Raw genomic sequence first — 24464 nt, forward strand, 5'->3', positions numbered from 1 at the left:
AACGACTTTGCGCCGATGATAGTGCTGCAACCAGTGTGAAAGTAGGTTATCGTCAGGCTAGTTATATGAAAAACCCCGCAGAGTGATCTCTGCGGGGTTTTTTGCTTTTGCGCGTGTCATTTCACGTCCTTAGCTGTTTGCATACGGCGCCGACGCTCAAGAGATGAGACAGCGTGGGCACAGGTGCCTAGCGCGGCCCGGCCCACCCTACGTGTCTGAACACTTGGTACATCAACCTGTTCTGTTTTGGAGCAACCTGGTCAGGTCTTGCCCCGGCTGAGCCGTGGCACGTCCTTTGCTGTTGGACTAAGAGTTGCTCACGACGGGACACTCCATGGAACTTCGCGCATCCATCCGGCAGGCTTTCGCTCCTCGCCATCACACCGAACGCGTCTGCTGTTTCATTGCGGCGGCCGTGCTTGCTCCCTGCGCCGCGGCCGAGCCGGAAAAGCCGGAGAAACCCGAGGGCACGATGCCGGTCGTCGAGATTGTCGGCTTCGCGCCGCTGCCGGGCCTGGGCATCGAGCGCGACCTGCTGCCTTATCCGGTACAGCTCGCCACCGAAAAGACGATCCGCAAGGCTGGCGGAGAAAATTTATCCGAGTACATGTCGCGCAACCTTACCGGTGTGAACGTCAACGAAACCTCCGGCAGTCCCTTCCAGAACGACCTGACCTTCCGCGGTTTCCGTGCCTCGCCGGTGCTCGGCAGTTCGCAAGGCATTTCGGTCTACCTGGACGGCGTGCGCGTGAACGAAGCCTTTGGCGACGTCATCAACTGGGACATGCTGCCCGAGTCCGCAATCGGCAGCCTGCTGCTGGTCCCCGGCGCCAATCCTTTGTATGGCCTGAACACCCTGGGTGGCGCGCTGGCCTTTACCACCAAGTCCGGCCTCAGCCATCCTGGCGGCGAGTTCGAGTTCTCGCTTACCGACGAAGGCCGGCGCCGCGCCGATGTTTCCTACGGCTGGCAGGGCGCGGGGGGCTGGCACAGCTTTATCGGCGGTACCTGGTTCGACGACGATGGCTGGCGCGACCACTCTTCCGGCCACCTCGGCAACGTGCTGGTCAAGGTCGGCCGCTCGCTCGGCGCAACCGACTGGTCAGCTAGCGTGCTGGGCGGACGCAGCCGCCTGCTCGGCAATGGCCTGCTGCCCGACTCCCTGTACGAAGCCGACCGGCACGCCGTCTATACCTACCCCGACACCACCCGCAACCGCCTGGTGCAGGGCACATTGAATCTCACCCATCGCTTCAGCCAGGACAGCGAACTGAGCGCCACGGCTTACGCCCGCAACAGCCGCCGCGACACCGTCAACGGCGACGTCAGCGAGGAATACGACGATTACGTGGAAGACTGCGCGGAAGGTTTCGACGCCAGTGGCGCACCACTCGAACCGGACGAGTGCGGCTTCACCCTGGCCGAAGGCGCCGCCCTGCATCCCGGCGTCCTGAACACCACCAGCACGCGCCAGGAAAGCCGCGGCCTCAGCGCCGCCTTCAGCACCCGGCGCGGCGCCTACCGGCTCGATGCCGGCTTCAGCTTCGACCACAGCGAAGCCGAGTACGCCCAGTTCGAACAGGAAGCCTTTGTGACCGACACCCGCGAAGTCATCGGCGACCCCGACGAAGAGCGCGAGCCCTCGTCGTCGGTGGTCGGCAGCGCGCGTGCCCTGGGTGTCTACGTCGCCGGCAGCTGGGCTGCAAGTGCCGGCACCCAATTGACTGCCAGCGCACGCTTCAATCGCGCACGCGTGAGCAATACCCTGACCAACGAACGCGGCGTCCAGCCACGGGAAAGCTTTACCTACAACCGCCTGAACCCCTCGCTCGGCATTACCCACCAGCTGGGCAATGGCGCGACGGTCTTTGCGAATGTCGCCCAGGGTAACCGCGTGCCCACCGTTATCGAGCTCGGCTGCGCCGATCCGGAAAACCCTTGCCGCCTGCCGGTGGGCCTGCAGGCCGACCCTTACCTGAAGCAGGTGGTCGCGCGTACGATCGAGGCCGGTCTGCGTGGCCGCCTGTTTGGCGGCAATTACTCGGTATCCTTGCACCGCACCGTCAACCGCGACGACATCCTCTTCCTCAGCTCGCCATCGCGCCAGGGTTACTTCGCCAATTTCGAGCGCACCCGCCACCAGGGCCTGGACGCCACCGTTGCCCGGCAGTTCGGACCTGTCAATGTGCACTTTGCCTATAGCTACCTGGAAGCCGTGTACGACGCCGACGGCGAACTGTTCACCGGGGCGCGCAACGTCGAGGTGGAACGCGGCATGCGTCTGGCTGGTCTGCCGCGCCACAGCGGCAAGCTGTCGCTGGACTGGGACGCCAGCCCGCAGCTGCGCTTCGGCGCCGACCTGCAGGCGGCCAGTAGCCTGCTCAGCCAGGGCAACGAGGATGGCCTCATCGAGGATCCTGAAGAAGGCGAAGAACCCGAGCGTGCCGATTGGCGCGTGCGTGGCCATGCCCTGATGAACCTGCGCGCCAGCTACCGGCCGGCGCCGAACTGGGAAGTCTTCGCCCGCATCAGCAATGTCTTTGACCGCCGCTACGAAACCTATGGCGCGGTGGCGCCCGACTTGTTCCCGAACGGCCAGGTATTGCGGCCGCACGAAGGCGAGGTCGAACCCGGGCACACGCGCTTCGTGGCGCCCGGCGCGCCGCGCACCTTCGTTGCCGGCCTGCGCTATACATTCTGAAACGCCACACGCCGGCCGGTACAATACAAGCGGCCGGCCGTTTCAGAACGCGTATTCAGAATGCGCAGTCAGAATGCGCAGTCAGAACACGTATCGGGAACCCGTACTCAGACCGCCCGCTCAAAACGTGTACTCGGCGCTGACACCCGCAATCCACTGGCGCCCGGTGCCGGCTTCGTAATAGCGGCGGTTGGTATCGCCCACGATCACCGAACCGACATAGCTGCGGTCGAACAGATTGTTCACCCGCAGGAATTGCCTGAAGCGCCAGCGGTCGATCGATTGCCGCGCCTGGATGCGCGCGTTCACCACCGCATACCCCGGCGCGGCCCGCTCCAGGTTCGTGTCTTCCGCATAGATCTTGCTCGAAGCGACGGTTTCGAGCGCTGCGCTGAGGCGGCCGTTTGGCTCCGTCCAGGCCAGCTCGGCATAGCCATTGGCCCGCGGCACGCCCGGCAAGCGCCTGCCGGCGCCCACGCTGCCGAATCCGGTCTCATAAGTGGCCCGTAGCAGCGTCACCGATGCGCGCGCGCTGAAACCGGCGCCCAGCGACGACTCCAGCGATACCTCTGCGCCGCGCCGCAAGGTCGAGCTGGCGTTGCGGTAACTGGTGCGTCCGCCGCCGGCCGTGTCGACCACCATCTCGTCCTCGGTACGTGCCTGGAATAGGGCGGCGTTGATGCGCGTGTCATCGCCCACTTGCGCCTTGGCGCCCAGTTCCAGGTGCTTGCTGCGCGCCGGCGCCAGGTTGAAATTGAAACCGCCGCCGCTCGAATAGAACAGTTCGTTCAGGGTCGGCGTTTCGAAGCCGCGCGCCGCGCTGGCATACACGTTGAGCCCGCCCGACACCTTGTACAGCGCCCCCAGCACCGGCGTGACGCGGCTGTAGTCGGCGGACCCGCTATCGTTGCCATTGGCCAGGAAACGGTCGTCCACGTCCACCTTCAGGCTGCTGCGGCGCAGGCCCGCCGTCAGCACCCAGGGGCCGCCGGCCCACTCGGTCTGCACGTAGGGGTCGAGATTCGACAGCTTGTCCTTCTCGTTGCGGCGCAAGGCGCCCTTGACCCCGAACTGGGTGCCGGCAAAGTTTTCGTAACCCTGGCGGTCGTCGACCGAACGGCCATACTCGATGCCGGCCGTGGTGCTGAGCTTGCCGCCGGCCAGCTCGCGCACCGCCATCCACTGGAGTTCGAGACCATAGAAATCGCGGTCGAAATCGACCACGCCGCCGGAATGCGTGGGCGGCGCCTGGAAGCCGCGCGAGAACGCCTGGTACTGGATCACCTGCCGCTTGCCCACATACGCCATGACGCGCAATCGGTCCTCGCCGAAACGCTGTTCAAAGGCCGCGCCGCCCTGCTGGTGGTCGATGCTCTTGCGCGTGTCGTAGCGCTCGGCCAGGGTACGGTTCGGCACCTGGGTATCGGTGGCGTCGATCTCGCCGGCACGCGGGTCGCGCTGGAAAGTGTTCCAAGTCACGCCCAGCGGGTCCTGGGTATCGTCCTGGGTCAGGCTGCTGGCAGTAATCGTCAGGCGGCTGGCCGCGCTCGGGCGGGTGGTCAGCTTGGCAAAGCCCTGGTCGCGCCGCGCCGCACTGTGCTCGCGGTAGCCATCGGTCCCGAAGCGCGAGGCATCGACCACGTAGCCGATCCCGCCTGCCTCGCCCTGCGCATTCAGGTCGACCTTATACGTGCCGTCGCTGCCGCCCGACACAGTGGTCTCGACGGTTGGCCGGCCCTGGCCATCGCGCGTGAACAGCTGCACCACGCCGCCCGAGTGATTGCCGTACAGGGCAGAAAACGGTCCGCGCAGCACCTCGATGCGTTCGGCCATGTCGAGGTTGAAAGTGGCCGCCTGGCCCTGGCCGTCCGGCATCGAGGCCGGAATACCGTCGGCAATCAGGCGCACCCCGCGCACCCCGAAGGCCGAGCGGGCGCCGAAGCCGCGCGAGGAAATCTGCAAGTCCTGGGCATAGTTCTGGCGGTTCAGCACCACCAGTCCCGGCACCGCCACCAGCGCCTCCGACGCATTCACGCGCAGCTGAGCATTGCCGATGCGGGCGGCGTCGACGACGTCGATGGCGGCCGGGAAATCGTAGCTGTCGTGCTCGATGCGGCTGCCGGTGACCACCACCACGGGCACCGGCGCTGCTTCGGGTGCGGGCAAGGGCGCGGCGGCCATTGCCGGCGTACCCATGCCGCCGGCAAACAGGGTGCTGCCTGCACACAGCAGGGCAAGCGGCTTGCGCCGCAGGGAAAGCTGGACCATGCATGTCTCCATATTCTGTGCAGTTGACGAAGCAATATCTCTGCCAGACCGCGGCTGGCTGGAATGGCACGGCCCTTGCATAGCCCTGGCTCTGCACACGCCACGTGCTGCCCGCCCGGGACTTGCCCGCGCAAACGGCGCAGCACCTGTTCCAGATTAGGACAGTCGGCGCGGCACTGTTTCAGATCTGGACGGCCATACCGATCCAGCCGGGGACCCAATACAAACCAGAAAGAGGACGACATGAATCTCGCGGACATCAGCAAACTCGGCGTTGCCAATCCCTTCAAGCAGCGTTACGACAACTACATCGGCGGCAAGTTCGTGGCGCCGGTGAAGGGCGAGTATTTTCCCAACCTGACGCCGATCACGGGCCAGCCCTTCTGCGAAGTCGCGCGCTCCGGCGCCGAGGACATCGAACTCGCACTCGACGCCGCCCACGCCGCGAAAGCTGCCTGGGGCAAGACCTCGCCCGCCGAACGCGCCGGCATCCTGAACCGCATCGCCGACCGCATGGAGCAGAACCTGTCGCTGCTCGCCACCGCCGAGACCATCGACAACGGCAAGCCGATCCGCGAATCCACCGCCGCCGACATCCCGCTGGCGATCGACCATTTCCGCTACTTCGCCGGCTGTATCCGTTCCCAGGAAGGTTCGATCGCCCAGATCGACGACGAAACCTATGCCTACCACTTCCACGAACCGCTGGGCGTGGTCGGCCAGATCATTCCCTGGAACTTCCCGATCCTGATGGCGGTCTGGAAGCTGGCGCCGGCGCTGGCGGCCGGCAATTGCGTGGTGCTCAAACCGGCCGAGCAGACCCCGGCCTCGATCATGGTGCTGGTCGAGCTGATCGCCGACCTGCTGCCGCCAGGCGTGCTGAACGTGGTGAATGGCTTCGGCCTGGAAGCGGGCAAGCCGCTGGCCTCGAACAAGCGCATCGCCAAGATCGCCTTTACCGGCGAAACCACGACCGGCCGCCTGATCATGGGCTATGCCGCGCAAAACCTGATTCCGGTCACGCTCGAGCTGGGCGGCAAGTCGCCGAACATCTTCTTCGAAGACGTGATGGATGCCGATGACGCATTCTTCGACAAATGCCTGGAAGGCTTCGCCATGTTCGCGCTGAACCAGGGTGAAGTCTGCACCTGCCCCTCGCGCGTGCTGATCCAGGAATCGATCTATGAGAAGTTCATTGACCGCGCCCTGGCACGCGTGGCCGCCATCAAGCAGGGCAACCCGCTGGAAGCGACGACCATGCTCGGCGCCCAGGCCTCGCAGGAGCAGCTGGAAAAGATCCTGTCCTACCTCGACATCGGCAAGCAGGAAGGCGCCGAGGTGCTGGCCGGCGGCGAGCGCAACACCCTGCAAGGCGACATGAAGGAAGGCTATTTCGTGAAGCCAACCGTGTTCAAGGGCCACAACAAGATGCGCATCTTCCAGGAAGAGATCTTCGGGCCGGTGGTGGCGGTGACCACCTTCCGCGACGAAGCCGACGCCCTGGCGATCGCCAACGACACCCTGTACGGCCTGGGCGCCGGGCTGTGGACGCGCGACGGCAGCCGCGCCTTCCGTGTCGGCCGTGCGATCCAGGCCGGGCGCGTCTGGACCAACTGCTACCACCTGTATCCGGCGCACGCGGCCTTCGGCGGCTACAAGCAGTCGGGCATTGGCCGCGAAAACCACAAGATGATGCTCGACCATTACCAGCAGACCAAGAACCTGCTGGTGAGTTATAGCCCGAAGGCCTTGGGCTTCTTCTGAGCGGAGCGGGGCGGCCATGGACAGTGCGGACGAATTGAAGAGCGGCCTGAACAGCGGCCTGAACAGCGGCATGAGCGGTGCCACGAGCAGCGGCGCGGGCAGTGGCACGGACCGCAGCGGCCCGGATGGCAGCCTGGACAGCGGCTTGCACAGCGCTGAGTCAGACGCCGCGCCCGGGCGCGTGGTCGCCACCGCCGCTGCGCTGGGTTTGATCGAGCAATTGCGCCAGCGCCATGGCCCGCTGATGTTCTTCCAGTCCGGCGGCTGCTGCGACGGCAGCGCGCCGATGTGCTACCCGGCCGGCGAATTCAGCGTCAGCGACACCGACGTGCGCCTCGGCGAACTGGGCGGCGCACCGTTCTACATGGGCGCCGAGCAGTTCGCCTACTGGGAGCACACCCAGCTGATCATCGACGTGGTCGCCGGCAACGGCGGCATGTTCTCGCTCGATAACGGCACCGGGCAGCGCTTTCTCACCCGCTCGCGCCTGTTCAGTGACGCCGAGCTGGCGCAGCTGCCCGCTCCCGCCACCGGACCCGGCGCCTGACGACACACACGAATAAGGACACCATGAAAACGAAAGCAGCCATCGCCTGGAAAGCGGGGGAACCGCTCTCCATTGCCGAGGTCGACCTGGAAGGCCCGCGCGCCGGAGAAGTCCTGGTCGAAATCAAGGCCACGGGCATTTGCCATACCGATTACTACACCCTGTCCGGCGCCGACCCGGAAGGCATCTTCCCTGCCATCCTCGGGCACGAGGGCGCCGGCATCGTGCTCGACACCGGCCCCGGCGTCACCTCGGTCAAGCGCGACGACCACGTGATTCCCCTGTACACGCCGGAATGCCGGCAATGCAAGTTCTGCCTCTCGCGCAAGACCAATCTATGCCAGGCAATCCGCGCGACCCAGGGCCGCGGCCTGATGCCCGACGCTACCTCGCGCTTTTCGATCGACGGCCAGCAATTGTTCCACTACATGGGCACATCGACCTTCTCCAACTACATCGTGGTGCCCGAGATCGCGCTGGCGAAGATCCGCGAGGATGCGCCTTTCGACAAGGCCTGCTACATCGGCTGCGGCGTCACCACCGGCGTCGGCGCCGTGGTGTTTTCGGCCAAGGTGCAGGCCGGCGCCAACGTGGTCGTGTTCGGCTTGGGCGGCATCGGCCTGAACGTGATCCAGGGCGCGCGCATGGTCGGCGCCGACAAGATCATCGGCATCGACCTGAATCCAGGCCGGGCCGAAATCGCGCGCAAGTTCGGCATGACCCACTTCGTCAATCCGGGCGAGGTGGCGAACATCGTCGACCACATCGTGCAGCTGACCGATGGCGGCGCCGACTTCAGCTTCGAATGCATCGGCAATACCACGGTCATGCGCCAGGCGCTCGAATGCACCCATAAAGGCTGGGGCCAGTCCTTCATCATCGGCGTCGCCGCGGCCGGGCAGGAAATTTCCACACGCCCGTTCCAGCTAGTCACCGGGCGCGAATGGAAAGGCTCGGCCTTTGGCGGCGCGCGCGGACGCACCGACGTGCCGAAGATCGTCGACTGGTACATGGACGGCAAGATCAACATCGACGATCTGATCACCCACACCTTGCCGCTCGAACGCATCAACGAGGGCTTCGAGCTGATGAAGAGCGGGCAGTCGATCCGCTCGGTGGTGCTGTACTGAGGGAGTTGAACAATCAACCATGGAGACGCCATCATGAACGATGCAGACCCGAATAGCGCAGTCAAGATCCACCCCGCCGTCGACAACGGCATTGCGCCAGCCACGCCCGGCTTTGCCGGCGGCACCTTGAGCTGCCTGTGCAGTACGAATCCCGTCACCGTCGAGATCAGCAGCCAGGTGGCGCACAACCACGTGTGCGGCTGCACCAAGTGCTGGAAGCCGAACGCTTCGCTGTTCTCGCAGGTGGCCGTGGTCGGGCGCGACAAGGTGAGGGTGACGGCCAACGAAGACAAGCTGCAGGTGGTCGACGAGAGCGCCACCATCCAGCGCCATGCCTGCCGCGATTGCGGCGTGCACATGTACGGCCGCATCGAGAACAACGGCCACGCCTTCTATGGGCTCGACTTCGTGCACACCGAGCTGTCGAAGGAAAAGGGCTGGTCGCCGCCCGAGTTCGCCGCCTTCGTGTCCTCGATCATCGAGTCCGGCGCGCGCCCGGAAAACATGGGCGCCGTGCGTGCGCGCCTGAACGAGATCGGCCTGCCGCCCTACGACGCGCTGTCGCCGCCGCTGATGGATGCGATCTCGACCCACGTCGCCAAGCAACGCGGCGTGCTGCAGGACGCGTAGGAAAAGACAAGCAAGAAGCCGGAACGCACGCCGGCGCACCTGCGCGGGCGTGCCGGCCTACCGGATACCGGAGACACACGAATGAAACGATTGTTCCTGCTGCTGTTGCCGGCGCTGCTGGCCCTACCCCTGGCGCCATCCCTGGCAGCACCCCCGGCAGCGCAAGCCAACGACTATCCCACCAGCGGACGCGTGGAGTATGTGCTTGAGTGCATGCAAAAGCACGACGGCAAATACGAGTACCTCTACAAGTGTTCCTGCGTCATCGACCACATCGCAAGGCAGATGTCCTACGACGATTACGTGACGATGTCGACGGCCCTGCGCAACCAGACCATGGCCGGCGAGCGCGGCGCGATGTTCCGCGACCCCGTCCCGGTGAAAGAGATGGCCAGCAAGTACAAGGCGCTCCAGGCCAGCGCCGACAAGGCTTGCTACGTGCAGGCGCGTTGAGACCTGCACGGTGGCGCATGCGCATTGATGCATAAGCTTTGATACATGCGCATTGATACATGAGCCTGGTGCTGCGTCACGGATGGCACAGCAGGGTGGCACAGCGGCGGCAGCGACTGTCACGAATCTGAACAGGGACTGTCGTCGCGGCAGGCGGAGCGGAAGGCGCAATGACTGGTCCGCAGTTGGCACGTTCTGTGCTGTGGAAAAGATGGGGCATCCCACCAGGTCGAGGTTTGCAAGGCCAGCAGAAGTGGCCGCCGATAAAAACCATAGGAGACTTATCATGTCATTCCCAACAAGACTCATCCGCTGGTTGCCGTGTCTGGCGCTGCTTGCCGGTCCGGCGCTGGCTGCCAATTCCGATGTGGAGCAATTGACCAAGGACCCGAAGAACTGGGCAATGCAATCTGGTAATTTTGCGAATCACCGGTACAGCGAACTCAAGCAAATCAACAGCAAGAACGCCAAGGACCTGCAGGTGGCCTGGACCTTCTCCACCGGCGTCCTGCGCGGCCACGAGGGCGGTCCGCTGGTGATCGGCGACACCATGTACATCCACAGCCCCTTCCCGAACAAGGTGTTCGCGATCGCGCTGGAAGACCAGGCCATCCGCTGGAAGTACGAGCCGAAGCAGGACCCGACCGTGATCCCGGTAATGTGCTGCGACACGGTCAACCGCGGCGTGGCCTATGCCAACGGCAAGATCTTCCTGCAACAGGCCGACACCACCCTGGTGGCGCTGGACGCCAAGACCGGCGCCGAGCTGTGGAAAGTGAAGGTCGGCGATCCGAAGATCGGCGAAACCACGACGAATACCCCGCACGTGTTCAAGGACAAGATCATCACCGGCATCAGCGGCGGCGAATTCGGCGTGCGCGGACGCATCACGGCGCACGACATCAATACCGGCAAGGTCGTGTGGAAAGCCTTCAGCACCGGCCCCGACAACGAGTTGCTGGTCGATCCCGCCAAGACCATGACCTGGACGAATGGCAAGATGGCGCCGATCGGCCCGGACTCCTCGCTGAAAAGCTGGCAGGGCGACCAATGGAAGCTGGGCGGCGGCACCACCTGGGGCTGGTACAGCTACGATCCGGCCCTGAACCTGGTCTACTACGGCACCGGCAACCCGAGCACCTGGAACCCGCGCCAGCGCCCCGGCGACAACAAGTGGTCGATGACGATCTTCGCGCGCGACCTCGACACCGGGCAGGCGAAATGGGTCTACCAGATGACGCCGCACGACGAGTGGGACTACGACGGCGTCAACGAAATGATCCTGGTCGACATGAAGGTCAAGGGCCAGGCCCGCAAAGCCCTGGTGCACTTCGACCGCAACGGCTTTGCCTACACGCTCGACCGCGCCAGCGGCGAACTGCTGGTGGCGGAAAAATTCGACCCGGTGGTCAACTGGGCGACCCACGTCGACATGAAGAGCGGCCGTCCGCAGGTGGTGGCCAAGTACAGCACCGACAAGAACGGCCCCGACTTCAACTCGAAGGGTATCTGCCCGTCGGCGCTCGGCACCAAGGACCAGCAGCCGGCCACCTATTCGCGCAAGACCGGTTTGTTCTACGTGCCGACGAACCACGTGTGCATGGACTACGAGCCCTTCCAGATCGAGTACACGGCCGGCCAGCCCTACGTTGGCTCGACGCTCTCGATGTACGCGGCGCCGGGCAGCCACGGCGGCCTGGGCAATTTCATCGCCTTTGACGCCAGCACCGGCAAGATCGTCTGGTCCAAGCCGGAGAAATTCTCGGTCTGGAGCGGGGCGCTGTCCACCGCCGGCGACGTGGTGTTCTACGGCACCCTGGAAGGCCACATCAAGGCGGTCGACCACAACGGCAAGGAGCTGTGGAAGTTCAAGACGCCCTCGGGCATCATCGGCAACGTCCACACCTGGGAATACAAGGGCAAGCAGTACATCGGGGTCCTGTCGGGTATCGGTGGCTGGGCCGGGATCGGCCTTGCGGCCGGGCTGACCAAGGGCACCGAAGGCCTGGGTGCGGTGGGCGGCTACAAGGACCTGGCCAAGTACACCGAGCTGGGCGGCGTGCTGACGGTGTTCGCACTGCCCGACCGCTGAGCCCGCGCCACGCCGTGCCGCGCGGCGGCGTCACCGCTGCCGCGTACTTCGATGAACACCGGACCCGGCGGCCGGCGCAGGATGCCGTCCGCCGTGCCCATGCATTGCCAGGAAACGAGATGAAGACATTCATGAAGCAGGCGCCCCTTGCCTCCCTGTGTACCGCCCTGTGTGCCGCCCTGTGCTGGTCCGTGGGCCTGTTCGCCGTGGCGCTCCCCGGCAGCGCGCTGGCCGGCGATACCCCGCCGTACAAGGTTGCCGAAGGCAACAAGGTCGACGCCCAGACCCTGAGCGGCTGGAAGACCTGGCGCGCCATGGCCTGCGAACGCTGCCACGGCGCCGCCCAGGAAGGCATGGTCGGCCCCTCGCTGGTGGACAGCCTGAAGGTCCTGAGCAAGGACCAGTTCAAGACCGCGGTCCTGAAGGGCCGCATCGAAAAGGGCATGCCGAACTTTGACGGCAGCAAGATGGTGACCGAGAACATCGACAGCCTCTACGCCTACCTGAAAGGGCGTTCCGACGGCGCCATCGAACCGGGCCGGCTGCAGGAGATCGGCAAATGAGGCGCAGGCCCTTCCTTGCCACGCGGCCTGCGCCACGGGTTGCCACTCGGATAGCCACGCGGGTTGTCACGCAGCTTGCGCGGGCCGGGCTGGTGGCCGGCTGGCTGGGGTGCCTGGCTGCACCGGCTGCCGCGCAGTCCGCCGCGGCCGAGGCGCCCGGCGCGGACAAGGTCTTGCGGGTCTGCCAGGACCCGAACAACCTGCCGCTGTCGAACCGGGCCGGGGAGGGCTTCGAGAACAAGATCGCGGCCCTGTTCGCCCAGCAGCTGGGCTGGAAGCTCGAGCACACCTGGTATCCGCAGCGCATGGGTTTCATTCGCAATACCTTGCGTGCCAAGGAAGAGCATTCCGAGCGATTCAAGTGCGACCTCGTCACCGGCGTCGCCAAGGGGTTCGAACTGGCCGCCAACACCCATTCCTACTACCGCTCCAGCTATGCCATGGCCTATGTAAAGGACCATGGCCTGGACAAGGTGCGCACCCTGGACGACCTGCTGGCGCTCGACCCCTCGCAACGCAAGAAACTGCGTTTCGGCGCGTTTGCCGGCTCTCCGGTTACCGAGTGGCTGCTGCAGAACGGCTTGATGGAACAGGTGAACTGGTACCAGAGCCAGACCGGCGATGCCGAGCAATATCCCGGCGAGATCGTCGAGAAGGACCTGGCCAGCGGCAAGATCGACGTTGCCTTTGCCTGGGGGCCGATCGCCGGCTACTTCGCCAAACGAACGCGCAGCGCGTCCATCGTCGCCATCCCGCTGCAGTCGCGTCCGGGCATGAAATTCGATTTCGAAATCGCCATGGGCGTACGCCATGCCGACAAGGACTTCCGCCAGCTGATCGACCGGCTGATCGACGCTAACCAGGGCAAGATCCAGGCGATCCTCGAACAATACGGCGTGCCCTTGTCGGCGCTTCCGCCGCCCCAGTCTTCCCCACCTTGAGGACGCCATGATCCGCATCCAGCAACAGCGCGGCGGGGGCGCAGGCCCGCGGCATGGCGTGCGCGCCCGGTCGATGCGCTTCGCACTCGGCGTGCTCTGCGCACTTGGAGGGCTGGGCGCCGGCCTGGTGCAGGCCCAGCCGGTATCGCCGGCCGAAACCCTGCTGTTCGAGACCGACCACCTGGCGCGCACCAGGGCACCGGCGGCGCTGATCTACGACTTTCGCAAGGTCAGCAACATCGAACCGGGCTTTACCGATACGGTCGAGCTCGACCTGACCCGGGAAAACGGGCGGATGCATGCGCGCCTGCGCTTTCTTTCCGGAGCGCGCAAGCGCGAGCTGCCCGATATCGACGATGCCCACGGCAACCCGGTGCTGCTCGGATTCCTCGAGCACGACATCGCGGAGATGAAACGCCTGACCGGGGGCTCCACTACGTACTTCCGCAAGCGTATCCGCATGGCGCTGGCGAATGCCGGCCAGTTGGGCAAGCAGACGATCAACTTCCAGGGCAAGTCTTATGAGGGGCAGGTGGTGCGCATCCAGCCCTACCTGGACGACCCGCTGCATGCGCGCTTCGAGGCCTACGTGCACAAGACCTACACCTTCATCCTGAGCGAGGCTGTACCGGGCGGCGTGTACCAGCTGTCGACCTCGCTGGGGGCGAGCGGCAGCGGACGGACCATCAATGCGGCAGCCGGCGTGCAATCGAGCGCGCTGGCGGACGGCAGGGTGGCAAAGCGTCCGGCCGAAGACACTGCCCGCGCGCAATCCGGTACAGCCGGTCCAGGCACGGCCAGTCACGGCATGGCTGGTCAAGGCACGGCCAGTCAAGGCACGGCCAGTCAAGGCACTGCGGGTCAAGGCACTGCGGGTCAAGGCACGGCTAGTCCAGGCAAGGCCAATCCGGGCAAGGCCAATCCGGGCAAAGCCGGTCCAGGCACGGCCGGCTCCACCGCACAAGTGCCCGGCGCTGGGGGAGGCAGCGTTCCCTCGCTTGAAGAAACACTTACCTTGGTCAAGGTTGCCGATCCGAAGCGCTGAGCCTGGCACGATTGCAGGCCCGGCCCGTCATCACCGGAGGATGCCATGGCGCGCTTGAAAGTTCTCGCATTCGATTACGCCATCGCCGGTGGTCCGGGCGCTCCTGCGGTGCCATGCGCGCTTGCACAGCAGGGTGGCATGCTGCTCCAGGCCCTGCTGGCCGACCTGGGCGCCGTACCCGGGGTCGAACTGCAGACCATGCCGGCTGCCGGCGGCGCCGCCTGGGCGCCCGCCCCATCCTTCGGCGAGAAATCCTTCGGCGATAGTGCCTTCGGCGAGCGTTTCGCCGACTGTGTGCAGGCGGCCGATGCCGTCTGGCCGCTGGCGCTCGAGACCGAAGGCTTGCTGGAGGGGCTGTCGCGCGATGTCCTGCGCGGCAAGCGCGTCCTGCTGGGCAGCGCGCCCGGCGCCGTGCGCGTTGCGGCCAGCAAGCGCGAGATGGCGCGTGCGCTGCTTGACGCCGGCGTGCCGGCCGTCCCCACCTACAGTCCGCATGCGAGCCTGCCGGAAGGGCCGGGCGCCTGGGTGGTCAAGCCGGACAATGGCGCCGGCTGCCTCGACACCCGCTTGTTCAGCGACCGCGCCGCGGCCCTGGCCCACGTGCGCGCCAACGCCGGGCAGGACTATGTGCTGCAGCCTTTCGTTCCCGGCGAACTGGGCAGCCTGTCCCTGCTGTGTTGCGACGGCAAGGCCTGGGTCCTGGCGTGCAACCGCGAGCGCGTGGCCGTACGCAACAACCGCTTCCACTTCCTGGGCAGTACCGTGAACGGCCTGCTGGACGCCGACGGCGCGCTGGCCGGACTGGCGCAACAGGTTGCGGCGGCCCTGCCTACGCTGTGGGGCTATGTCGGGGTGGACTTCATCCGCAGCGCGCAGGGAACCGTGGTGCTGGATGTAAATCCGCGCCTGACGGCCGCCTATGCCGGCCTGCATGCGTCGATCGGCTGCAACCCGGCTGGCCTGGTGATTGCCTTGCTGAAGGGCCCGGCCGCGCTGCAGGCGGCGCCGCTTCCGGTCACGCGGCGGCGCGCAGTCTCCGTCGACGTCGACAGCTTCGGCCAGGCCTGAGTACCGCTTGCCTGGCTTGGTTGGCTTAGTTGGCTTACTTGATCACAACGCCCCAGGGCAGCTTGCCGACCGGGATGTCGCGCAGCTTGCTGCGGCTGGCGGTGTCGATCACCGACACATTGTTGCTGCGGCCGTTGGCCACGTAGAGTTTCTTGCCGTCGGGCGTGAACGCCATGTTCCAGGGCCGCTGGCCGACCGGGATCGTGGCCACGACCTGGTTGCTGGCGGTGTCGATGACCGAGACGTTGGCGTCGCCGCCATTCGACACATAGACCTGGCCGCCGCCCGGGTGCACGGCAATCCCGTTGGCGCGCAAGCCGGCCTTGATGCGGGCGACGATGGCGTAGGTCTTGGCATCGATGACGAAGACCTCGTTGGCGTTTTCGGTGGCGACATAGGCGCGGCTGCTGTCGGGCAGGAAACCGATGCCGCGCGGGCGTGCGCCCACCGCCACCTGGGCCACCTGCTTGCGGCCGGCGAAATCGATGATGTCGACCGCGTCGCCTTCCTCGGCGCTGACGAACAGCAGGCGCCCGTTCGGGCTGAACACCGCGTGCTCGGGGTTCTTGCCGTGTACCTGGATCGCAAATGCCAGCTTGCGGGTTCGGGTGTCGGTTACCGCGATTTCGTTCTTGCCCTCGATGGCCGCGACTACCCAGCGCCCGTCGGGCGAGATCGACACGCCTTCGGGCGATTCGCCGAGGGCCACCGCGGGGCCGGGCTTGCGCGCATTCAGGTCGAGCACCTGCAGGCTGTTGTTCGGCTGGTCGCTCACGTACAGCCAGCGGCCGTCGGCGCCGACGGCCAGCCCGCGCGGCTTGGTCCCGGCCGGCATCTCGCCGACGACCTGGTCGCTGGCGGTGTCGATCACGGAAATCGTGCCGCTGCCTTCGTTCGGCACATAGGCGAAGGGGGCCGCCAGGGCTGGCGAACCCAGCGTTGCGGCGAGGGTGGCCAGGCATGCCAGGGCGCCTGGCAGGATACGGCGAAGCGACGGCATGGTCATGTGGTCTCCATGGACAGGTTGAAGGAGAAACGCCGCGGCGCGCATCCGCTCAGTGGAACAGCGCCTTGTCGGGATGCTGGATGTTCAGGCGCTGCAGCTTGCGGTACAGGGTGTTGCGGCTGATGTTGAGTTCGCGCGCCACGCCGCTCATGTTCCAGCCGTGCCGGTCCAGCGCCTGCAGCAGCACCTCGCGTTCCGCGCTTTCGAGCGCCGTCAGGGCCTGCCCGGCGCCACTGGCGGAGACCGGGCAAGCGCCTGCAGCCGGGGCGGGAGCCGGCTCCAAGGGGAGCGAAGGCGCGGCGTCGTCGAGGTCGAGCCGGTATTCCGGCGGCAGGTCGCGCAGGCCGAGGCTGTCGGATTCGCGCAGCGCGATCATGCTGCGCAGCAGGTGGCGCAGCTGGCGCACGTTGCCGGGCCAGCGCAGGCGCTCCAGCGCCGCCAGCAGCGGCTCGTCGAGCTCCACCACGCTGCCTTCGTCGCTTTCCTGGCCGGCCAGGTAGGCAATCAGGGCGCGGCGGTCGGCGCGTTCGCGCAGCGGCGGCAGGCGCAGCGTGACGCCTTGCAGCCGGTAATACAGGTCTTCGCGGAACTCGCCGGCGGCGATTTTCTTCGCCAGGTCGCAATGGGTGGCGCTGATCAGGCGGATGTCGAGCTTGACCGGCGCCTCGCCGCCGAGCGGCACCACTTCGCGCTCCTCGAGTACGCGCAGGAGCCGCGCCTGCAGGGTAAAGGGCATGTCGCCGATTTCGTCGAGGAAGAGGGTGCCGCCGTTTGCTTGCAGCAGCTTGCCGCGCTGGCCATCCTTGCTGGCGCCGGTGAACGCGCCGGAACGGTAGCCGAACAGTTCGCTCTCGATCAGCGACTCGGGGATCGAGGCGCAATTGATGGCCACGAAAGGCCGGGACGCCCGTGGCCCGGACAAGTGCATGGCGCGCGCGAACACTTCCTTGCCGGTGCCGGTTTCGCCGAGCAGCACGGTAGCGACATTGCGCTCGGCGATGCGGCGCGCGGTGGCGACATGGCCGGCCATGACCGGGTCGCCGAATTGCACGGTGTCGAGCGCGGTCGGGGCCTGCTGGCCGGCGCCATGGCCCGGCAGGCTGCGCGGCGCACGCCGCAGGCCGTTCGTGGCGACCGGCTGGTAAACCACGGCGAAGAAGCGCGCGCTGTTTCGCACTTCGAAAATCGGCACCGGGTGGAAGGCGCGCCGCACGCTGCTGTCGACCAGGCCGGGGAAGGTAACGTTGAAGAGTTCGCCGATGTCGCGCCCGGCGATTTCGTCCGGGCCGGAAAAGCCGAGCTGGAACAGGGCGCCGCGGCTGGCGGCCAAGACCTTTCCTTCGGTACTCAGGGCGATCGCGCCTTCGTGCAGGGTGCCGACGAACTCGGGCCGGTTATGGAAGCGCAGGATGTAGTCATGGCGGAACTGGTGCAGGAAGACCCGGTTCTCGATCATCTGCACCGACATACAGACCAGTGCCAGGGTGTGCTGCTGGGCCAGGCGCGATTCGCCGGATGCGTCGAGCACGCCGACCAGGTCGCCCTCGTGGTCGAAGATCGGGGCGGCTGCGCAGCTCAGGCCGATGTTGCGCGACAGGTAATGCTCGTCGCGGTGCACGGTGATCGGGCGCCGCTCGACCAGGCAGGTGCCCATGCCGTTCGTGCCCTGCACCCGTTCGCTCCAGACCGCACCCTGGGCCAGGCCGGTCTTCGAGGCGGCATGGGTAAAGGCAGGGTCGCCGAAGTAGTTCAGCAGCACGCCTTCGCGGTCGGTCAGCATGATGGCGTAGCCGGAGCCGGCCAGCTGCTGGTAGAGATTGGCCATTTCGACCTTGGCGACCGCCTGCACATCGGCCAGGCGTGCCTGGCGTTCCTGCAGTTCGATGGCGGCGACGACTTCGGGCTCGGCGCAGGTGCCCGGGTCGAGCTGGTAATCGTTCAGGCATCGGATCCAGGACCGGGTGATCCGGTTGGCTGTGCCCAAATGGTCGGTACCGATCCGGTCCTGGACGACCGAACGGACGCGCTTGACGTGTTCAACGGCAAACCTCGACATGTTGTCTCCTGGGTCCGTAACTGGCGTCATGCGCCGTTACTTTATTGGACTGTTCTCGGCCAACTCAACACAAGCGATACGGCTACAGAATACACCGTGTCAACGCGAATTGTCCCGTCATTTTATGCCCACGCAGAAGGCATTCTTGCCTACCTCGCACAAGCCAGACCGGCGTCAGGAACAGGCAGATCGGCGGGAACATCGACGAGTATCGATGGTCATGCGCAAAAAGCCGGCAATGCAAGCTATCAGGTTTGAGAGGGCAGGCGCCAGGCGCCGTTCGCCGCCAGGTAAGCGCGCTTGCGGCCCGTGCTGGGGCTTGCCCGCGATCTGCGGCACAATACGGGGGAGTGTTGCCAATCGAATAAATGGGAGCCGCATGAATGAACAGGTAGCAAGGCGCGTCGTGTTGGTGCGCGCCATCGAAACGGCCGACGCCGGCCATGCCGTGCTGAGCGAGGACGACCGCAAGTACGCGAGCCGCAGCGCGCGCGAGCTGGCGGCCTGGCAGGCATCCGACAGCAAGAGCGCGGTGACGCAGGAGCATTTCCTGCAACAGCGCTCGGAGCAGATCCTGAAGCGGCTGGCCGAGCGCACGCCGGCCTTTGCCGCCTTCCAGAAACGCGCCTTCGGCCTGCCCGGTTTCTGGGCAGCCTTGCCGCTGCTGGCCCTGTTTGCCGGCGCGCTGCTCGACCGGATCGCCGACCCGCACCGGGTCGACCTGCTGTCGGCGCCGCTCCTGTTCATCGTCGGCTGGAACCTACTGGTGTATGTGGCGCTGCTGGTGTGGGCGCTGGTTCCCGGCCGCAAGACCGGTTGGGCCGGCGCGGGCCTGCTGCGCCGCCTGAGCGTTGGCAAGGTCGCGGCGCCGCGCAAGCTGCCGGCGGCGCTGGCCGCGGGCCTGGGCAATTTCATGGCCGAGTGGGGCCAATTGAGCGAACCGCTGACGCGGCTGCGCCTGTCGCGCACGGTGCACCTGGCCGCGGCCGCGTTCGCGCTTGGCGCCGTCGTCTCGCTGTACGCACGCGGCCTGCTTACCCAATACGCGGCCGGCTGGGAAAGCACCTTCCTCGACGCCACCGAGGTTCATACCCTGCTGTCCTGGCTGTTCACGCCGGCCCTGGCCGTGTTCCCCTTCCTGCAAGGGTTCACGCTGGCCGATATCGAGGCGCTGCAGTTTGGTGTACAGGCCGGCGCCGGCGTGGCCACTGGTGCAGTGCCGGGCCTGGCGGCCGTGCCTGCGGCCTTGTCCGGCACGGCCGGCGCCGGTGAGCGCTGGGTACACCTGTATGGCACCACCATCCTGCTGCTGGTGATCGTGCCGCGCATCGTGTTGGCCAGCATCGCCGCCCTGCGCGCACGGCGCATGGCGCGACGCTTCCCGCTCGACCTCGAACACCCATATTTCCGCAAGCTGGCCGACAGCATCGGCGCCGGCACCCCGGCCGTCCTGCGCGTGCTGCCCTACAGCTTCACGCTCGACGAAGCACGCGACCGTGGCTTGTGGACCGTGGCCGCGATGGCGCTGGGCGCCCAGGCGCGCGTTCTGCTGCGCCCCACCGTGCCGTATGGCGAGGAGCCGAAGGAGGCGCTGCAGGCGGGTCTGCAAGATGCGCGCTTCGATGAAGCCGGTGTTACAGTCACCGCCGCGCTGTTCAACCTGGCCGCCACGCCGGAAAAGGAAAACCATGGCGCCTTCCTCGATTACCTTGCCCGCAATAGCAAGCGTGGCGTGGCCGTGCTGCTCGACGAATCGGGCATGCTCGAGCGCGCAGGCGGCCAGGGCGGCGCCGAGGCGCGTATCGCCGAACGCATTGCCCTGTGGCGCCAGTTCTGCAGTTTCCACGGCACCGCCGCCACAGTGGTAAACCTCCTGCAACCCGAGCGCCACCCGATCGAACTCGGCGCTGGCCTCGCCCTGCCGGAGCTGCGATGAACGAAGCGCCAGTCAAGATCCAGTTCGCGCTGGTATCGCACACGAATAACGGCAAGACCACGCTGGCCCGCACCATGACCGGCGTGGACGTGGGCGAAGTGCGCGACGCCGCCCACGTGACCACGTTTGCTGAAGCCCACCCCTTGCTGACCAGCCCCGCCGGTGACACCCTGCTGCTGTGGGACACCCCCGGCTTTGGCGATTCGGTGCGCCTGCTCAAGCGCCTGGCCATGGCGGGCAACCCGATCGGCTGGTTCTTGCGTGAAGTATTCGACCGCTACCGCGACCGTCCGTTCTGGCTGAGTCAACAGGCTTTGCGCGCGGCCAAGGATGAGGCGGATATCGTGCTTTACCTCGTCAATTCAGCGGAACCTCCGGGCGACGCCGGCTATCTACCAGCAGAGATGAACATCCTCGAATGGTTGGGCAAGCCGGTAGTCGTGCTGCTCAACGGAATGGGGCCACCTCGCCCGGGCGCACAAGAAAGTGCGGAAGGGCAGCAGTGGAAGCAGCACCTGGCACGCTTTCCCATGGTGCGCGAAGTGCTGGCGCTGGACGCGTTTGCACGTTGCTGGGTGCACGAGCATGTATTCTACGAAGCGGTGGCGCCGCTGGTCGAGCCGGGCAAGCAGGCCGGCTACGTCCGCCTGCGCGCCGCATGGGAGGCCGGCAACCGCCAGCGCTATGCCAGCGCCCTGCGCATGACGGCCGAGCAGGTTGCGAGCGCCGTGCGCGACAGCGAGCCTGTGCCCGAGGAAGGGCGCGGCGTGGTGCGCAGCGCGCTCAAGGCCGTCGGCCTGGGCAAGGACGAGCAGCGGCGCCAGGAAGCGGCCATGGCGGCCCTGGTCGAACGCTTGAATGGGGAGATCAACAAGACGACGATGCGCATGCTGGTGCTGCACAAGGTCGATCCGGGCGAGGCGGAAGCGATCAACGCACGCGTGCGCGAAAACTTCGCGGTGCGCGCGCCGATCGACAAGGCTCAGGCCGGGCTGCTGGGCGCCGTGGTGTCGGGCGCGGCCACCGGGCTGTCGGCCGACCTGATGGCGGGCGGCCTCACGCTCGGTGGCGGCGCCTTGCTCGGGGCGCTCGTCGGTGGACTGACGGCCGCTGGCGCCGCCTGGGGCTTCAACCAGCGCGCCGACCGCAACGAGGCGGCGGTGCAATTTGCCGACGCCTTCCTGCAAACGCTGCTGGTGGGCGCGGTGCTGCGCTACTTGGCCGTGGCCCACTTTGGCCGGGGGCGCGGTAATTATGTGGCCAGCGAGGCGCCGGCGTTCTGGCAGGCGGAAGTCGAGGAGGCCTTGAAGACGCATGGCGGCGATTTGCCTGCCCTGTGGCGTGCCGTGCGTGCCGCTCCAAGTATCGAGGCGGCGCTGGAGCGTGTGAATCCGGTGGTGACGCAGGTAACCGACGCCACCCTGGCCAAGCTGTATCCCGGCGTCAAGCTCGGCGCGCTGCCTGCCGGGTCCGACGCCACTGCCGATAGCGGCGTCGTTAGCGGCGTCGACAGCAGCGTTGTCAGCGGAACTGGTACTGCGCGCTGACGCCCAGCACCCAGTTGCGGCCGGGTGCCGGTTCGTAGAAGCGGCGATTGCTGTCGCCGACGATCACGGAACCAACGTAGTCGCGGTCGAACAGGTTGTTCAGGCGTGCAAACTGCTTGAAGCGCCATTCGCCCACTTCCTGGCGCGCCTGGACGCGTGCGTTGACGATGCCATAGCCAGGTGCTGGCGTGGCGGCATTGGCGTCGTCCGGGTTCACCTTGCCGGTGGCGATGGTTTCCAGCGCGGCGTTCAGTTTGCCGTCGGCAGCTGTCCAGCCGAGTTCGCCGTACAAACTGGCGCGCGGTACGCCGGGCAGGCGGTTGCCGGCCGGGATAGTCCCGAAGCCGTCTTCGTACACGGCGCGCAGCGCGCTGGCGGCAACACGCGCGTTCAGGCCGGGGCCGAAGCGCGTGTCGAACGAAAGTTCCACGCCGCGGCGCAGGGTTTCGCCTGCATTCCGGTAACTGGTGCGTCCGCCACTGGAGGCGTCGACGGTCAGTTCGCCGTCGGTACGTACCTGGAACAGGGCCAGGTCGAGACGGGTGTCGGCGCCGAGCATGGTCTTCAGGCCAGCCTCGAGGTTGGTGCTGCGGCTCGGGCGCAGGTTGAAGTTGAAGCCGTTGCCGCTGCCTGAATAGAACAGCTCGTTCAGGGTCGGCGTTTCGAAGCCGCGTGCGGCGCTGGCATACACGTTCAGGCTCGGCGTCAATTTATAGAGAACGCCGAGTACGGGGGCGGTGCCGCTGTAGTCGACGCCACCGCTGTCGTTGCCGTTGCCGTTGCCGAGGAAATCGTCGGTCACGTCCACATCCAGGGAGGTGCGGCGCAGCCCGGCAGTCAGCACCCACTGGCCGCCTTCCCATTCTGTCTGCACATACGGGTCGAGGCTGGACAGGTCGTTTTGCTCGTCGCGGCGCAGGCGTCCGCGCACGCCGAACTGGTCGCCCACGTAGTTTTCGTAGCCCTGGCGCGAATCCTTCGAGCTGGCGTATTCCAGGCCCAGCGTGGTGCGCAGGGTGCCGCCGGCCAGGCTGCGCACGTCGCGCCAGTTGAGGTCGACGCCATAAAAGTCGCGGTCGAAGTCGACCACGCCGCCCGAATGGGTGGCCGGCGCCTGGAAGGCGCGCGAGAAGGACTGGTACTGGATGACTTCGCGGTTGCCGCCGTAGACGGTCAGCTGCAGGCGGTTGGCGCCGAAGTTCTGCTGCCACTGCAGGCCGGCCTGCTGGTGGTCGATGCTCTTGCGCGTGTCGTAGCGGTCGGCAAAGGTGCGCTGCGGCGACTGGGTATCGCTGGTGTCGATCTCGCCGGCGCGCGGATCGCGTTGGAAGGTCGCCCAGGTAATGCCGAGCGGATCTTGCGTGTCGCGCTGGTGCAGCGAATTCGCAATAACGGTCAACTTGCCGTCGCGGGAAGTCGGCACGGTCAGCTTGGCATAGCCTTGCTCGCGCTTGGCGGCGCTGTGGGCGCGGTAGCCGTCGGTCTCGAAACGCGAGGCGTCGAGCACGTAGCCGATGCCGCCGGCCTGGCCCGCCGCATTCAGGTCGAACTTGCGCATGCCGTCGCTGCCTGCGACAGCACTGAATTCAATTTCCGGTGGACCTTTGGCATCGCGCGTAAAGAGCTGCACCACGCCGCCGGAATGGTTGCCATACAGCGCAGAGAAGGGGCCGCGCAACACTTCGATCCGTTCCGCCATGTCAAGGTTGAACGTAGCGGCCTGGCCCTGGCCATCCGGCATGGTCGCGGGAATCCCGTCGGTAATCAGGCGCACCCCGCGTACGCCAAAGGCCGAGCGGGCGCCGAAGCCGCGCGAGGAGATCTGCAAGTCCTGCGCATAGTTCTGGCGGTTCTGCACCACGACGCCAGGAACCGCAACAAGCGCCTCGGACAAGTTGACCCGAGGCTGGTTGTCGCGGATGCGCGCCGCATCGACCACGTCGATGGCAGCGGGCAGGTCGAAGCTGGCCTGCTCCGCACGGCTGCCGGTCACGACCACGACCTGGGTCGGCGTTTGCGGCTGGGCCGGAACCTGGGCAAAGGCGGATGCCGAGAGGGAGGCCAGCAGTGCCGGAACGAGTTTAAGGCGGGCAGGGCAGGTAAGCATCGCAGAAATGGTGTGTTGATGAGCTGGCAATCATAGTATGTCCGGCTGAACAACGTCGCCGCGATTGCCGCACTGCCGCAAAAGGCACTTGTCAGCCACGGCAGGCTTTGTTATAGTTCGGTCCCTCGCGAAAACGACAACGAAATCAAGTAGTTGACGGTGACGCAGGAAGCCGCGGAAAACGCGGCGTAGCAAAAAAGAGAAGTTGACGAAGCAAACGAAACACTGCATAATCTCACTTCTCTGCTGCTGACAAACAAAACGATTTGTCGAAACGCAGCAAGGCAACACCGAATAAGTTCTTTAACAATTAACAGTCGATAAGTGTGGGCGTTTGATGAAGGTGCCAGCTGACTAGTTCAGCTGATTACTTAAATTATCAAATGTTCGCACAAAAGAAATACGTTATCTCAGCAATGAGATGACGGTCAGTATTTTGAGTGAGCGACCCGGCAGCAATGCCGGTGACACGAAAGTGTCAACAAACAGAGATTGAACTGAAGAGTTTGATCCTGGCTCAGATTGAACGCTGGCGGCATGCTTTACACATGCAAGTCGAACGGCAGCGCGGGGCAACCTGGCGGCGAGTGGCGAACGGGTGAGTAATATA

17 protein-coding genes and 1 rRNA gene are annotated in these 24464 nt (G+C 65.8%); 14 read left to right on the forward strand and 4 right to left on the reverse strand.

Annotation, left to right across the window (positions count from 1 at the left end; all coding sequences use genetic code 11):
• Window positions 1-334 precede the first annotated feature (334 nt).
• Window positions 335-2701 carry a TonB-dependent receptor gene (locus tag LK540_RS24325; RefSeq protein ID WP_229439986.1) on the forward strand — a complete coding sequence of 789 codons (2367 nt, stop codon included), beginning with the start codon at window positions 335-337 and terminating at the stop codon, window positions 2699-2701.
• Window positions 2702-2821: 120 nt separating this feature from the next.
• Here LK540_RS24325 and LK540_RS24330 read toward each other — a convergent pair whose 3' ends face one another.
• Window positions 2822-4969 carry a TonB-dependent receptor family protein gene (locus LK540_RS24330; RefSeq protein WP_374041390.1) on the reverse strand — a complete coding sequence of 716 codons (2148 nt, stop codon included), beginning with the start codon at window positions 4967-4969 and terminating at the stop codon, window positions 2822-2824.
• Between the two features lie 243 nt (window positions 4970-5212).
• Between LK540_RS24330 and adh the strand changes: the two genes are divergently transcribed.
• The 10 genes from adh to LK540_RS24380 all read left to right on the forward strand — a co-directional run bounded on the left by adh (window position 5213) and on the right by LK540_RS24380 (window position 15202).
• Window positions 5213-6733 carry an aldehyde dehydrogenase gene (gene adh, locus LK540_RS24335; RefSeq protein WP_229439987.1) on the forward strand — a complete coding sequence of 507 codons (1521 nt, stop codon included), beginning with the start codon at window positions 5213-5215 and terminating at the stop codon, window positions 6731-6733.
• 145 nt (window positions 6734-6878) lie between these two features.
• The gene (locus LK540_RS24340) at window positions 6879-7280 is read left to right on the forward strand and encodes a DUF779 domain-containing protein (RefSeq protein WP_229440001.1); all 402 of its coding nucleotides are present in this window, start codon (window positions 6879-6881) and stop codon (window positions 7278-7280) included.
• A 23-nt stretch (window positions 7281-7303) separates the two neighbouring features.
• Window positions 7304-8410 carry an S-(hydroxymethyl)glutathione dehydrogenase/class III alcohol dehydrogenase gene (locus tag LK540_RS24345; protein ID WP_229439988.1) on the forward strand — a complete coding sequence of 369 codons (1107 nt, stop codon included), beginning with the start codon at window positions 7304-7306 and terminating at the stop codon, window positions 8408-8410.
• Window positions 8411-8443: 33 nt separating this feature from the next.
• Window positions 8444-9040 (forward strand): S-(hydroxymethyl)glutathione synthase, encoded by a 597-nt coding sequence (gene gfa, locus LK540_RS24350; RefSeq protein WP_229439989.1) that lies wholly within the window; start codon window positions 8444-8446, stop codon window positions 9038-9040.
• 81 nt (window positions 9041-9121) lie between these two features.
• Window positions 9122-9493 carry a hypothetical protein gene (locus LK540_RS24355; RefSeq protein ID WP_229439990.1) on the forward strand — a complete coding sequence of 124 codons (372 nt, stop codon included), beginning with the start codon at window positions 9122-9124 and terminating at the stop codon, window positions 9491-9493.
• A gap of 286 nt (window positions 9494-9779) precedes the next feature.
• On the forward strand, window positions 9780-11585 hold the full coding sequence (locus tag LK540_RS24360) for a methanol/ethanol family PQQ-dependent dehydrogenase (protein ID WP_267498904.1): 1806 nt from the start codon (window positions 9780-9782) through the stop codon (window positions 11583-11585).
• A gap of 119 nt (window positions 11586-11704) precedes the next feature.
• Complete coding sequence (locus LK540_RS24365) at window positions 11705-12148, forward strand: cytochrome c (RefSeq protein ID WP_229439991.1); 444 nt, start codon at window positions 11705-11707, stop codon at window positions 12146-12148.
• Window positions 12145-13089, forward strand: a complete 945-nt coding sequence (locus tag LK540_RS24370; RefSeq protein WP_229439992.1) for a quinoprotein dehydrogenase-associated putative ABC transporter substrate-binding protein — start codon at window positions 12145-12147, stop codon at window positions 13087-13089. The genes LK540_RS24365 and LK540_RS24370 overlap by 4 nt, the downstream gene beginning before the upstream one ends.
• A gap of 7 nt (window positions 13090-13096) precedes the next feature.
• Window positions 13097-14134, forward strand: coding sequence for a hypothetical protein (locus tag LK540_RS24375; RefSeq protein ID WP_229439993.1), 1038 nt, complete (start codon window positions 13097-13099; stop codon window positions 14132-14134).
• Window positions 14135-14179: 45 nt separating this feature from the next.
• Window positions 14180-15202 carry an ATP-grasp domain-containing protein gene (locus tag LK540_RS24380; RefSeq protein WP_229439994.1) on the forward strand — a complete coding sequence of 341 codons (1023 nt, stop codon included), beginning with the start codon at window positions 14180-14182 and terminating at the stop codon, window positions 15200-15202.
• A 34-nt stretch (window positions 15203-15236) separates the two neighbouring features.
• On the opposite strand, the gene LK540_RS24385 is transcribed toward LK540_RS24380, so the two are convergent.
• Both LK540_RS24385 and LK540_RS24390 read right to left on the reverse strand, forming a co-directional pair.
• On the reverse strand, window positions 15237-16208 hold the full coding sequence (locus tag LK540_RS24385; RefSeq protein ID WP_229439995.1) for a beta-propeller fold lactonase family protein: 972 nt from the start codon (window positions 16206-16208) through the stop codon (window positions 15237-15239).
• A gap of 49 nt (window positions 16209-16257) precedes the next feature.
• Window positions 16258-18264, reverse strand: coding sequence for a sigma-54-dependent Fis family transcriptional regulator (locus tag LK540_RS24390; protein ID WP_229439996.1), 2007 nt, complete (start codon window positions 18262-18264; stop codon window positions 16258-16260).
• A 379-nt stretch (window positions 18265-18643) separates the two neighbouring features.
• Between LK540_RS24390 and LK540_RS24395 the strand changes: the two genes are divergently transcribed.
• Together LK540_RS24395 and LK540_RS24400 are read left to right on the forward strand one after the other, a co-directional pair.
• A complete protein-coding gene (locus LK540_RS24395) occupies window positions 18644-20200 on the forward strand; it encodes a DUF2868 domain-containing protein (protein ID WP_229439997.1) in 1557 nt (518 codons plus the stop codon).
• Window positions 20197-21747, forward strand: coding sequence for a DUF3482 domain-containing protein (locus LK540_RS24400; RefSeq protein WP_229439998.1), 1551 nt, complete (start codon window positions 20197-20199; stop codon window positions 21745-21747). The genes LK540_RS24395 and LK540_RS24400 overlap by 4 nt, the downstream gene beginning before the upstream one ends.
• Here the strand turns inward: LK540_RS24400 and LK540_RS24405 are convergent.
• Window positions 21722-23854, reverse strand: a complete 2133-nt coding sequence (locus tag LK540_RS24405; RefSeq protein WP_229439999.1) for a TonB-dependent receptor — start codon at window positions 23852-23854, stop codon at window positions 21722-21724. The two genes, LK540_RS24400 and LK540_RS24405, sit on opposite strands and share 26 nt — an antisense overlap.
• 494 nt (window positions 23855-24348) lie before the next feature.
• On the opposite strand from LK540_RS24405, the gene LK540_RS24410 reads away from it, so the two are divergent.
• Window positions 24349-24464, forward strand: a 16S ribosomal RNA gene (locus LK540_RS24410); the annotation flags it as partial.

Source organism: Massilia sp. IC2-278 (assembly GCF_020708045.1).
Classification (GTDB): domain Bacteria; phylum Pseudomonadota; class Gammaproteobacteria; order Burkholderiales; family Burkholderiaceae_D; genus Telluria.

Coding starts and splice junctions, on each gene's coding strand:
- LK540_RS24325 (WP_229439986.1), top strand. CDS start 335: ATGGAACTTCGCGCATCCATCCGGCAGGCTTTCGCTCCTCGCCATCAC.
- LK540_RS24330 (WP_374041390.1), bottom strand. CDS start 4,969: ATGGTCCAGCTTTCCCTGCGGCGCAAGCCGCTTGCCCTGCTGTGTGCA.
- adh (WP_229439987.1), top strand. CDS start 5,213: ATGAATCTCGCGGACATCAGCAAACTCGGCGTTGCCAATCCCTTCAAG.
- LK540_RS24345 (WP_229439988.1), top strand. CDS start 7,304: ATGAAAACGAAAGCAGCCATCGCCTGGAAAGCGGGGGAACCGCTCTCC.
- gfa (WP_229439989.1), top strand. CDS start 8,444: ATGAACGATGCAGACCCGAATAGCGCAGTCAAGATCCACCCCGCCGTC.
- LK540_RS24355 (WP_229439990.1), top strand. CDS start 9,122: ATGAAACGATTGTTCCTGCTGCTGTTGCCGGCGCTGCTGGCCCTACCC.
- LK540_RS24360 (WP_267498904.1), top strand. CDS start 9,780: ATGTCATTCCCAACAAGACTCATCCGCTGGTTGCCGTGTCTGGCGCTG.
- LK540_RS24365 (WP_229439991.1), top strand. CDS start 11,705: ATGAAGACATTCATGAAGCAGGCGCCCCTTGCCTCCCTGTGTACCGCC.
- LK540_RS24370 (WP_229439992.1), top strand. CDS start 12,145: ATGAGGCGCAGGCCCTTCCTTGCCACGCGGCCTGCGCCACGGGTTGCC.
- LK540_RS24375 (WP_229439993.1), top strand. CDS start 13,097: ATGATCCGCATCCAGCAACAGCGCGGCGGGGGCGCAGGCCCGCGGCAT.
- LK540_RS24380 (WP_229439994.1), top strand. CDS start 14,180: ATGGCGCGCTTGAAAGTTCTCGCATTCGATTACGCCATCGCCGGTGGT.
- LK540_RS24385 (WP_229439995.1), bottom strand. CDS start 16,208: ATGACCATGCCGTCGCTTCGCCGTATCCTGCCAGGCGCCCTGGCATGC.
- LK540_RS24390 (WP_229439996.1), bottom strand. CDS start 18,264: ATGTCGAGGTTTGCCGTTGAACACGTCAAGCGCGTCCGTTCGGTCGTC.
- LK540_RS24395 (WP_229439997.1), top strand. CDS start 18,644: ATGAATGAACAGGTAGCAAGGCGCGTCGTGTTGGTGCGCGCCATCGAA.
- LK540_RS24400 (WP_229439998.1), top strand. CDS start 20,197: ATGAACGAAGCGCCAGTCAAGATCCAGTTCGCGCTGGTATCGCACACG.
- LK540_RS24405 (WP_229439999.1), bottom strand. CDS start 23,854: ATGCTTACCTGCCCTGCCCGCCTTAAACTCGTTCCGGCACTGCTGGCC.